The 10,173-nt window shown below is 67.9% G+C and carries 8 protein-coding genes and 1 pseudogene; all 9 read left to right on the top strand.

Translation table 11 applies throughout. The features are described 5' to 3' along the window. A partial coding sequence (locus AC27IQ_RS14065) for a Tim44 domain-containing protein (protein WP_487089831.1) occupies positions 1-793 on the top strand: 793 nt, incomplete at its 5' end. 75 nt (positions 794-868) lie between these two features. Next, complete coding sequence (locus AC27IQ_RS14060; protein WP_272565475.1) at positions 869-1,435, top strand: hypothetical protein; 567 nt, start codon at positions 869-871, stop codon at positions 1,433-1,435. Beyond that, positions 1,432-2,997 carry a ubiquinone biosynthesis regulatory protein kinase UbiB gene (gene ubiB / locus AC27IQ_RS14055; protein ID WP_284405492.1) on the top strand — a complete coding sequence of 522 codons (1,566 nt, stop codon included), beginning with the start codon at positions 1,432-1,434 and terminating at the stop codon, positions 2,995-2,997. Before AC27IQ_RS14060 ends, ubiB begins: the two co-directional genes overlap by 4 nt. 61 nt (positions 2,998-3,058) lie before the next feature. Continuing rightward, entirely contained in the window at positions 3,059-4,510 is a 1,452-nt protein-coding gene (locus AC27IQ_RS14050; RefSeq protein WP_284405493.1) for a high affinity choline transporter 1, read from the top strand. A gap of 62 nt (positions 4,511-4,572) precedes the next feature. Further along, positions 4,573-4,896, top strand: coding sequence for an FmdB family zinc ribbon protein (locus AC27IQ_RS14045; RefSeq protein ID WP_284408231.1), 324 nt, complete (start codon positions 4,573-4,575; stop codon positions 4,894-4,896). Positions 4,897-4,906: 10 nt separating this feature from the next. Continuing rightward, positions 4,907-5,527, top strand: a complete 621-nt coding sequence (locus AC27IQ_RS14040) for a DUF502 domain-containing protein (protein ID WP_272565470.1) — start codon at positions 4,907-4,909, stop codon at positions 5,525-5,527. A gap of 77 nt (positions 5,528-5,604) precedes the next feature. Then, positions 5,605-7,419, top strand: a complete 1,815-nt coding sequence (gene aspS, locus AC27IQ_RS14035; protein WP_487089830.1) for an aspartate--tRNA ligase — start codon at positions 5,605-5,607, stop codon at positions 7,417-7,419. 104 nt (positions 7,420-7,523) lie between these two features. Further along, complete coding sequence (locus AC27IQ_RS14030) at positions 7,524-8,345, top strand: CsgG/HfaB family protein (RefSeq protein WP_284405496.1); 822 nt, start codon at positions 7,524-7,526, stop codon at positions 8,343-8,345. Positions 8,346-8,651: 306 nt separating this feature from the next. Next, positions 8,652-10,173: pseudogene (locus tag AC27IQ_RS14025) on the top strand (chemotaxis protein CheW); the annotation flags it as partial.

Raw genomic sequence — 10,173 nt, 5'->3', positions numbered from 1 at the left:
CAAGAAGCCCTGGGGCGCGATGCTCGGCGGCCTGGCCGCGGGCCTGGGCCTGGCCTGGCTGGCCCACTCGCTCGGCCTGGGCGCGGGCTTCGGCCAGTTCCTGCTGATCGCGCTGCTGGCGCTGGGGGCCTTCGCCGTGTTCCGCATGTTCATGCGGTCGCGCAAGCCCGCCGAAGGCGGTGGCGCAGGCCACTCGCCCTTCGCCTTCCAGGGCGCCGGCGGCGGTGCTGCTTCGCCGGCCGAGGCGCAGATGCCCCGCCAGTACAGCCCGCAGAACGTGGGCAACGATGCCTCCGCGCGGCCCTTCGAGCGCAGCAGCATGGCCTTCGACGCCTCGCGCCAGAGCGGCGGTGGCTCCGGCGTGGTGATCGGCTCGGCGCTGGCAGGCTCGCAGAACTGGGGCGTGCCCGAGGGCTTCGACACCGAAGGCTTCCTGACCGCGGCCAAGCGCAACTTCATCACGCTGCAAGGCGCCTGGGACCGTTCCGACATCGCCGCGCTCCGTTCGATGATGACGGACAGCATGGTGGAGGAGATCCGCACCCAGCTGAGCGAGCGCGAGTCGCTGCGCGGCGCCAGCCAGCCCAACCACACCGACGTGGTCATGCTGGAGGCACAGCTGCTGGGCATCGAGGACCTGGGCGATGGCTACATGGCCAGCGTGGAGTTCTCCGGCATGATCCGCGAGGAACTCTCGGCCGGCCCGAGCCCGTTCCGCGAGGTGTGGAACATGACCAAGCCCAAGAGCGGCGGCAGCGGCTGGCTGGTGGCCGGGGTGCAGGCCCTGCAGTAACCGGCCGCAATGGCGCGGCGGGCGCGGGGGTAAAGCCCTCGGTGCCGCGCCCAGTTCGGGGAATAATCGGGGACTATGGCAACACAGTCCCCTTTTTCATTCCTGGATGGGCTTTTCGAGCGCATCGCCGCAGGCCCGCAGCCACCGCAGTGGCTGGTGCACGAGGTGCAGCACCGCCTGGTGCTGTTCCTCAACCACGTGCTCATGCAGGAGCCCGAGGCCATGGACCGCCTCGTGCGCCAGAAGGGGCGCGTGGCGCGGGTGCAGTGGCGGGTCTATTCCATGGCCCTGCAGATCACCCCGGCCGGGCTGCTCGACCTGGCCCCCGAGGGCCAGGTGCCGGACCTGCGCCTGGAGGTGATCGAGACCTCTCCCCTGTCGCTGGCCCAGACCGCGCTGCGCGGTGACAAGCCCGGCATCCGCATCGAAGGCGACGTGCAGCTGGCCGCCGACATCAACTGGCTGGTGGACCACGTGCGCTGGGACGTCGAGGAAGACCTGGCCCGCGTGATCGGCGATGCGCCGGCCCATGCCATCGGCTCGGCGGCCCGCCGCGCCGCGCAGGCGCTGCGCCAGTTCGTCGGCGCACGCCGGGCGTCCTCCGCCGGCGAGGCCGGCGGTACCGACCGATTCGCACCATGAGTCGTTTCCTTCGCGGCGTCACCATCGTCTGGGTGGTGCTGCGCTATGGGCTGGACGAGCTGGTCCTGACGAGCTTCCAGAAGCCCTGGCTGCGCCTGGTGGCGCGCATCGTGTCGATCGGCCGCAACCTGGACGCCCCGCGCGGACAGCGCCTGCGCGAGGCGCTGGAGCGGCTGGGCCCGATCTTCGTGAAGTTCGGCCAGGTGCTCTCCACCCGGCGCGACCTGATGCCGCCCGACATCGCCGACGAGCTGGCGCACCTGCAGGACCGTGTGCCGCCCTTCGATCCCGACGTGGCGGTGGCCACCATCGAGCGCGCCTTCCGCCGCCCGCTGGCTGAGGTGTTCGTGTCGTTCGACCGGGTGCCGATCGCCAGCGCGTCCATCGCCCAGGTGCACTTCGCGGTCGTGCGCGACCGCAAGGGTGTCGAGCGCGAGGTGGCCGTCAAGGTGCTGCGCCCGGGCATGCTGCCCGTGATCGAGAACGACCTGGGCCTGATGCGCCTGATGGCCGGGTGGGTGGAGAGCCTGTCGGCCGACGGCAAGCGGCTCAAGCCCCGCCAGGTGGTGGCCGAATTCGACAACTACCTGCACGACGAGCTGGACTTGGTGCGCGAGGCCGCCAATGCCGCGCAGCTGCGCCGCAACATGCAGGGGCTCGAACTGGTGCTGATCCCCGAGATCCTCTGGGACTTCTGCCATGCCGAGGTGCTGGTGATGGAGCGCATGAAGGGCGTGCCCATCAACCAGATCGAACGCCTTCGGGCCGCGGGGGTGGACATCCCCAAGCTGGCGCGCGACGGGGTCACGATCTTCTTCACCCAGGTGTTCCGCGACGGCTTCTTCCACGCCGATATGCACCCGGGCAACATCCAGGTGAGCCTGGAGCCGGAGACCTTCGGGCGCTACATCTCGCTGGACTTCGGCATCGTCGGCACGCTGACCGAGTTCGACAAGGAATACCTCGCGCAGAACTTCACGGCGTTCTTTCGCCGCGACTACAAGCGCGTGGCGGAGCTGCACATCGAAAGCGGCTGGGTGCCGGCCCACACGCGCGTGAACGAGCTGGAGGCGGCCATCCGCACCGTGTGCGAGCCGTACTTCGACCGCCCGCTCAAGGAGATCTCGCTCGGCATGGTGCTGATGCGGCTGTTCCAGACCTCGCGGCGCTTCCATGTGGAGATCCAGCCGCAGCTGGTGCTGCTGCAAAAGACGCTGCTCAACATCGAGGGCCTGGGACGCCAGCTCGACCCCGACCTGGACCTGTGGAGCACCGCCAAGCCGTTCCTCGAAAAGTGGATGCTCGACCAGATGGGGCCGCAGCGCCTGTGGCGCGAGCTGCGCGCCGAGGCGCCGCGCTTTGCCAAGATGCTGCCTGAGCTGCCGCGCCTGCTGCACGGCTACCTGCGCGAGCGGCCGCACGACCACCGGCGCGAGCTGCTGGAACTGCTGGCCGCGCAAAAGCGCACCAACCGCCTGCTGCAGAGCCTGATCTACGGTGGCATGGGATTTGTATTGGGGCTGCTGGCGATGCAGCTGCTGATCCGCGTGCGGCTCTTCTAGCCTTTTTCCGACCCCTCCCTTTCCCCTTACCCCTCCCTACGCGACATACGAGGAGCATGCCGTGCTGTTGACCCTGGTCATTGTCTATCTGCTGATCACCATCGCCATCGGCCTGCTCGCGGCGCGGCGGGTGAAGAACTCGGCGGACTTCGCCATCGCCGGGCGGCACCTGCCGCTGTACATGATCGTGACGACCACGTTCGCCACGTGGTTCGGTTCCGAGACGGTGCTGGGCATTCCGGCCAAGTTCATCGAGGGCGGGCTGGGCAACGTGGTGGAAGACCCGTTCGGCGCGGGCTTCTGCCTGATCCTCGTGGGGCTGTTCTTCGCGGCGCGCCTGTACCGCATGACGCTGCTGACCATCAGCGACTACTACCGCGAGCGCTACGGCCGCGCGGTCGAGATCGTGTGCTCGCTCATCATCATGCTGAGCTACCTGGGCTGGGTGTCGGCGCAGGTGACGGCGCTGGGCCTGGTGTTCAACCTGCTGTCCGGCGGTGCCATCAGCATTCCGATGGGCATGACCATCGGGGTGATCTCCATCCTGGCCTACACGCTGTTCGGCGGCATGTGGTCGGTGGCGGTGACGGACTTCATCCAGATGATCATCCTGGTGGGCGGGCTCACGATCATCGCGGTCTTCGCCGGCAACATGGCCGGCGGGGCGGACAAGGTGATCGAGCTGGCCAGCAGCCGCGACCTGTTCCGCTTCCTGCCCGAGCCCAAGCTGCACGACATTCTGTTCTTCATCGCGGCGGGCATCACGATGATGTTCGGCTCCATTCCGCAGCAGGACGTGTTCCAGCGCGTCATGTCGGCCAACAACATCCGGGCGGCCACGCGCGGCCCGGTGATCGGCGGCATCTGCTACATCCTGTTCGCCTTCGTGCCCATGTTCCTGGTGGCCAGCGCGCTCATCATCATGCCGACCGAAACGGCCGAACTGCTCAAGGACGACCCGCAGAAGGTGCTCCCCACGCTGGTGCTGCAGAAGATGCCGTTCATCATGCAGGTGTTCTTCTTTGGTGCGCTGCTGTCCGCCCTCAAGTCCACGGCCTCGGCCACGCTGCTGGCGCCCAGCGTCACGTTCACCGAGAACATCTGGCGCCAGTTCCGTCCGAACGGCACCGACAGCGACCGCCTGCGCACCATGCGCATCAGCACGCTGGTGTTCAGCGCCCTGGTGCTGGCCTATTCGATCCACATGCAGGGCACGTCGATCTATGAACTGGTGTCGGGTGCCTACCAGGTGCCGCTGGTGGGCGCCTTCGTGCCGCTGGTCTTCGGCCTCTATTGGAAGCGCGCGACGACCCAGGGCGCCATCCTGGCCATCATCGCGGGCCTGTCGTCGTGGCTGCTGTTCCTGGCCACGCCGGCCGGCGCCGTGTTCCCGGCCCAGCTGGCGGGCGTGCTGGCCGCCACGGCGGGCATGCTGATCGGTTCGCTGGCGCCGCAGGGGCTGCGCAACGTGCGCGCTTCGCACCACCCGGTGGCAGGGGCGGAGCAGGCGTGAAGGGGGTTGGGACGCGGTGCCTATAATTGAAGGTTTTGCACTTTCCATCGCACACGCTCAAGATGCCTATCTATGCTTATAAATGCGGTTCCTGTGGCCACGCCAAGGATGTGCTGCAAAAAATCTCGGACGCCCCCCTCACGGTGTGTCCGGCCTGCGGGGCCGAGGCCTTCACCAAGCAGGTGACGGCGGCCGGCTTCCAGCTCAAGGGCTCGGGCTGGTACGTGACCGATTTCCGGGGCGGCAACAGCGGTGCGGGCGGCTCCAAGCCCGACGCCACGGCCCCCGCCGCCGCATCGCCCGCCAGCGACAGCGCCCCCAAGAAGGAATCCGCCAGCCCGGCGCCCGCGCCGGCCGCCAGCAGTTCCGACACCAAGAAGAACTGAACGGCCCCGGATGTCCGCTTTGCGCAAATGGCTGTTCACCGGCCTTCTGGTCATCGTTCCCGGCGTCATCACGGCCTGGGTGCTGAACTGGATCGTGAGCACGCTCGACCAGACCCTGCAGATCCTGCCCGGCTCCTGGCAGCCCGACAAGCTGCTGGGCTTTCACATTCCCGGCTTCGGGGTGCTGCTCACCCTGGGCATCCTGCTCGCGGTCGGCGCGCTCACCAGCAACTTCGCGGGGCGCAAGCTGGTGGAGTGGGGCGATGCCCTGGTGAGCCGCATCCCGGTGGTGCGCTCGATCTACTCCAGCGTCAAGCAGGTGTCGGACACGCTCTTTTCCGAGGGCGGCAACGCCTTTCGCACCGCCGTGCTGGTGCAGTGGCCGCGCGAGGGCGTGTGGACGGTGGCGTTCATCACCGGCACGCCGAGCGGTGAAGTGGCGGCCTACCTGCGCGATGAATACGTGAGCGTCTATGTTCCCACCACCCCCAACCCGACGGGCGGTTACTTCGTGATCCTGCGCAAGAGCGATTGCATCGAACTCGAAATGAGCGTCGATGCGGCACTCAAGTACATCGTCTCCATGGGGGTGGTCGCACCCCCGGATCTCACGCCGCCCGATTCCCGATAACACCTCGTCGCATGCCCGCTTGCCGCGGGCGTGCGGAAACCTTGTCGCGCTCCACGAGGGCGCAGGAAGACTCTCCAATGGCCATGCGTTCCCACTACTGCGGTCTCGTCACCGAAGCCCTCCTGGGCCAAACCGTCACCCTCGCGGGCTGGGTGAACCGCCGCCGCGACCATGGCGGCGTGATCTTCATCGACCTGCGCGACCGCGAAGGCTACGTGCAGGTGGTGTGCGACCCCGACCGCGCCGAGATGTTCAAGACGGCCGAAGGCGTGCGCAACGAGTTCTGCGTGCAGGTCAAGGGCCTGGTGCGCGCGCGCCCCGAGGGCACGACCAACGACAGCCTCAAGAGCGGCAAGATCGAGGTGCTGTGCCATGAGCTGAACGTGCTCAACCCCTCGGTCACGCCCCCCTTCCAGATCGACGAGGAAAACCTGTCGGAAACCACGCGCCTCACGCACCGCGTGCTGGACCTGCGCCGCCCGTACATGCAGAACAACCTGATGCTGCGCTACCGCGTGTCGATGGAGGTGCGCAAGTTCCTCGACGCCAACGGTTTCGTGGACATCGAAACCCCCATGCTCACCAAGAGCACGCCCGAAGGCGCGCGCGATTACCTGGTGCCCAGCCGCGTGCACGACGGCCAGTTCTTCGCGCTGCCGCAGTCGCCCCAGCTGTTCAAGCAGCTCTTGATGGTGGCTGGCTTCGACCGCTACTACCAGATCACCAAGTGCTTCCGCGACGAAGACCTGCGCGCTGATCGCCAGCCCGAGTTCACCCAGATCGATATCGAAACGTCGTTCATGGAAGAGCAGGACATCCGCGACATGTTCCAGGGCATGATCAAGACGGTGTTCCAGAACACGCTGGGCGTGGACCTGGGCGAGTTCCCGGTCATGACGTACCAGGACGCGGCCTACCGTTACGGCTCCGACAAGCCCGACCTGCGCGTGAAGCTCGAATTCACCGAGCTGACCGAGGTGATGAAGGACGTGGACTTCAAGGTGTTCTCGGGCGCTGCCAACATGAAGGGCGGCCGTGTGGTGGCCCTGCGCGTGCCCGGCGGCGCGCGCGAGACCGGCGGCCTCTCGCGCGGCGAGATCGACGGCTACACCGAGTTCGTGAAGATCTACGGCGCCAAGGGCCTGGCCTACATCAAGGTCAACGAGCTGGCCAAGGGGCGCGACGGTCTGCAGTCGCCCATCGTCAAGAACATCCATGACGCGGCCATCGCCGAGATCCTCAAGCGCAGCGGCGCACAGGACGGCGACCTGCTGTTCTTCGGCGCCGACAAGGAAAAGGTCGTCAACGACGCCATCGGCGCGCTGCGCATCAAGATCGGCCACAGCGAGTTCGGCAAGAAGAACGGCCTGTTCGAGGACCGCTGGGCGCCTCTGTGGGTGGTGGACTTCCCGATGTTCGAGTTCGACGAGGACTCCCAGCGCTACACCGCCGTGCACCATCCCTTCACCGCGCCCAAGGACGGCCACGAGGACTGGATGGTCACCGCACCCGAAAAGTGCATCTCCAAGGGCTACGACATGGTGCTCAATGGCTGGGAGATGGGCGGCGGCTCCGTCCGTATCCACCGCGCCGACGTGCAGCAGAAGGTGTTCGACGCCCTCAAGATCACGCCCGAGGAAGCGCAGCAGAAGTTCGGCTTCCTGCTGGACGCCCTGCAGTACGGCGCGCCACCGCACGGCGGCCTGGCCTTTGGCCTGGACCGCATCGTCACGCTGATGACGGGCGCCGAGTCGATCCGCGACGTGATCGCCTTCCCCAAGACGCAGCGTGCGCAGTGCCTGCTGACGCAGGCGCCGAGCCCGGTGGACGAAAAGCAGCTGCGCGAGCTGCACATCCGCCTGCGCAACCCCGACGCCGTCAAGGCGGCCTGATCCGTCCAGGCGCACGGCCGATCCCCCGGGACCGCTGAAGCGATGGACCCCCAAGCGGCAGGAGCGTCATGTTCCTGCCGCTTTTTTCATTGAAGGACGCGTTGATGCAAACCCGCAAAGTGACCCGGCTCTCCGTGACCCTGCTGGCCCTGGTGGCTGCGCTGGCCGGCTGTGGCGAGAAGAAGACCGAGCTGGGGCAGGGCGGCTCCGTCGTCACCGGCTCGGCCGGCCCGGAAGGGGCGCGCAACGCCGCGCGCGAACTGGTGCGCTGCGACGCGCCCGTGGCCACGCTGGCGCTGGCCGAGAACCCGAACGGCTACATCATGGGGTCGGGCTACCAGTTGCCGGCCTCGCCCGTGCCGCTGATCAAGCTGCTGGCGCAGCAAAGCGGCTGCTTTCGCGTGGTGGACCGTTCCGCCGGCCTGCGGGGCACGGTGCAGGAGCAGGACCTGAAGGACGCGGGCGTTCTGCGCAAGAACTCCACGGTGCAAAAGGGCCGGGGCTACGAGGCGCAGTACACGCTCACGCCCAGCCTCACGTTCAGCGAGCAGGACGCGGGCCGCGGGCTGTCCGGCGTCATCGCCATGATTCCGGTGCTGCGCGACATCGCGGGCCTGGCCGGCCTGGTGGAGCAGGTCAAGTTCAAGGAAGCGCAGACGGCCCTGCTGCTGTCCGACAACGAGACCACCGAGCAGGTGGCGGCCTCCACGGGCGCGGCGCGGTCCACCGACCTGGGCGTGGGCGGGCTGGTGTTCGGCAAGCTGGGCGGGGCGGCCGGCGCGGGCTGGAGCAATACCAACGAGGGCAAGGTGATCGCCGCGGCCTTCCTGGATGCGCACAACCAGCTCGTCACGCAGGTGCGCGCGCTGCAGGCCAAGGAAATGCCGCCGCCCGTGGCCACGGCACGCCAATCCTCGGGACGCTGACGCGCCGGGCGCAGCGACTCGGGGGGCACCGGATCGCCCGAGTGGGTGATGGGGCAGGGAAGGCGGAACAGGGTGCGGGGGTGTGGCACGCATTGTGCTGCTGTCTTCGGCCCCGTCGTGCAGGCCCTGCCTGGATGGCAGAGGGCAAACCCCATGCCGATGGCATGCGGTTTGCGCCATGCATGCATCACAATCTGGGCCATCGCCCAGGCAAAAGGACTTCCTGTGTCTCACGCGTCTCCCTTTCTGGCCACCCCCGAGCAATGGTTACGGTACATGCCGGCGGCGCAGCACCAGCGACAGGAATTGAGACTGGTCGAAAACGCATGGGACCACCTGTCCTTGCTGTCATCCCTGTCGCTGCTGTCGTCCAAGGCCTCCTCCGGCCATGATCTGGCGCAGGCCCGCAGGGACTTCGCCGCGCTGTCGGCCGACCTGATGCGCGGCCTGGCCGGCGAGGCGCTCAAGAACCGGATCAGCGATCTCGCCTCGCGCGCCCAGGTCTGCATCGATGTGCTGGTGCGCAACCTCTTCGAGCGCACGGCCGACATCGGCTTTTTCGCCACCGACGTGGGCGTGGCCGAATTCCTGGGACATCCCGACCCCGGCACCCGCCCCGCCATCGCCGCCCGGCTGCGCGAGTACGCCGACAAGTACACGGTCTACGGCAACATCTTCCTGTTCGACACCGCTGGCCGGCCGTGCGCCCAGTTGCATGCGGTGGAGCCGATCGCCTCCGAGGCGCAGCGGCAGGCTGACCAGGCGTTTCTGCTGTCGGTGCTGCAAAGCCATGCGCCCTATGCCGAGCACTACGCGGTGCACGGTTTCAGCGGCGAGGCTGGCAAGACGCTCATGTACGCCCGGCGCGTGGATTTCGAGGGGCATGCGGCGGGTGTGCTGTGTCTGCAGTTCAAGCTGGCCGACGAAATGCCGGCCATCTTCGCCTCGGTGCAGGACGGCGGTCGCCCGCAGGGCCAGGGCTGCGACGCCGTGCTCGCGCTCACGGATGGCCAGGGCCGCGTGCTGGTGTCCAGCGACCCGCTGCAGCTGCCGGCCGGCTGGCCGGTGCCGCAGGCCGCGGCCGCCGGTGTGCAACCGATCCACCATGCGAGCCGGCGCTACCTGATGGTCGTGCGCGATGCCGAGGGCTTCCAGGGCTATGCCGGGCCGGGCTGGCGCGGCGTGGCGCTGCTTCCCCTGGACGTGGCTTTCGACGAGGCGGCCCAGAGCGATGCCGGCGCTTTTCCCGTCGAACTGGCAGGCCATGCCGATGTGCTGTCGCAGGAACTGCGCGATATTCCGGCGCGCTCGGCCACCATCCAGTCGGCGCTGGAGCGCTCGGTGTGGAACGGCCTGCTGGACCTGCACCAGCTCGGTGGCGACGCGGCGGCGCCTCGCGAGCTGCAATTCGCCAAGACCTTGCTGTCCGAGATTGGCGCCACCGCCCGCAAGACGGCGCTGGCCTTCGCCAGTGCCCTGCAGGACCTGTACGGCGTGGTCATGCGTTCGCTGCTGAGCGATGCCCGGGGCCGCGCGTCGCTGGCGATGCAGATCCTGGACCGCAACCTGTACGAGCGGGCCAACGACTGCCGCTGGTGGGCGTTGACGCCGCAATTCGCCCGCACCCTGGAGGCCGGCACGCCGGGCTGCGAACAGGCCACCGCGGTGCTGCAGGGCATCAACCGGCTCTACACCGTGTACGCCTGCCTGGTGCTGTTCGACCGCGAGGGCCGCGTGGTGGCCGTCTCCCAGCCCGGCCAGGCGCGGCAGGTGGGCACGTCACTGGACGAGGAATGGGTCGGCCGCTGCCTGCGCCTGCAGGGCAGCC

The sequence above is a fragment of the Acidovorax sp. KPB24-07 genome (assembly GCF_057543315.1).
Note: the sequence above shows the minus strand (reverse complement) of the source record. Positions and strands in the feature narration are given on the sequence as shown.